The 1,755-nt window shown below is 48.6% G+C and carries 1 rRNA gene; it reads right to left on the minus strand.

From position 1 onward, the window contains the following. Window positions 1–1,755: ribosomal RNA gene (locus JET18_RS21845) — 23S ribosomal RNA — on the minus strand; the annotation flags it as partial.

The following is a 1,755-nucleotide window of genomic DNA, read 5'->3' on the forward strand; positions in this document are numbered from 1 at the left end:
AAAGAAGTTAGGCTCCAAGTAAGTAAAGGGTGGTATTTCAACGTTGGCTCCACCAACACTAGCGTGCCGGCTTCAAAGCCTCCCACCTATCCTACACATTACTTACTCAAAGTCAATACGAAGTTATAGTAAAGGTTCACAGGGTCTTTTCGTCCCATTGCGGGTAATCGGCATCTTCACCGATACTACAATTTCACCGAGCTCGTGGCTGAGACAGTGCCCAGATCGTTACACCATTCGTGCAGGTCGGAACTTACCCGACAAGGAATTTCGCTACCTTAGGACCGTTATAGTTACGGCCGCCGTTTACTGGGGCTTCAGTTAATGCCTTCGATTTAACTCTAAGCACCTTCCTTAACCTTCCAGCACCGGGCAGGTGTCAGACCCTATACAGCATCTTTCGATTTAGCAGAGTCCTGTGTTTTTGATAAACAGTCGCCTGGGCCTCTTCACTGCGGCCACCATTGCTGATGGCGTCTCTTCTTCCGAAGTTACGAGACTATTTTGCCTAGTTCCTTAGCCACGACTCACTCGAGCACCTTAGGATTCTCTCCTCGACTACCTGTGTCGGTTTTGGTACGGGTTGCTTCACTTCGGCTTTTCTTGGAAGCACTTTCCTTACAGCAACTTCGCCCGAAGGCTAGGTCTTGACTATTCCGTCAGTCTCCAGTAAGTACGGCACTCCGTCCCCTTTTTAGTGTGAGCAAGTATGGGAATATTAACCCATTGTCCATCCACTACCCCTTTCGGGTTCGCGTTAGGTCCCGACTAACCCTCAGCTGATTAGCATGGCTGAGGAAACCTTAGTCTTTCGGTGAGGGGGTTTCTCGCCCCCTTTATCGTTACTTATGCCTACATTTTCTTTTCTATCCGCTCCACAATACCTCGCGGTACTGCTTCGGCGCAAATAGAATGCTCTCCTACCAGATATACCCCTAAGGTATAAATCCATAGCTTCGGTAATATGTTTATGCCCGATTATTATCCATGCCGGACCGCTCGACTAGTGAGCTGTTACGCACTCTTTAAATGAATGGCTGCTTCCAAGCCAACATCCTAGCTGTCAATGCAGTCCAACCGCGTTGCTTCAACTTAACATATATTTGGGGACCTTAGCTGTTGGTCTGGGTTCTTTCCCTCTCGGACATGGACCTTAGCACCCATGCCCTCACTGCCGCAGAACATTTATTAGCATTCGGAGTTTGTCAGGAATTGGTAGGCGATGAAACCCCCGCATCCAATCAGTAGCTCTACCTCTAATAAACTCATTTGCGACGCTGCACCTAAATGCATTTCGGAGAGTACGAGCTATCTCCCAGTTTGATTGGCCTTTCACCCCTACCCACAGGTCATCCGAAGACTTTTCAACGTCAACCGGTTCGGTCCTCCACTCTGTGTTACCAGAGCTTCAACCTGCCCATGGGTAGATCACAAGGTTTCGCGTCTAATACTACTAACTAAGCGCCCTATTCAGACTCGCTTTCGCTCCGGCTCCGGTACTTAATACCTTAACCTCGCTAGTAACATTAACTCGTAGGCTCATTATGCAAAAGGCACGCCGTCACCCAACTTGTGGGCTCCGACCGCTTGTAGGCGTACGGTTTCAGGTTCTATTTCACCCTTCTATTCGAAGTGCTTTTCACCTTTCCTTCACAGTACTTGTTCACTATCGGTCTTTCAGGAGTATTTAGCCTTGGAGGATGGTCCCCCCATATTCAGACAGGATTTCACGTGTCCCGCCCTACTCATTTATCA

Source organism: Chryseobacterium endalhagicum, from assembly GCF_016745235.1.
Classification (GTDB): domain Bacteria; phylum Bacteroidota; class Bacteroidia; order Flavobacteriales; family Weeksellaceae; genus Chryseobacterium; species Chryseobacterium endalhagicum.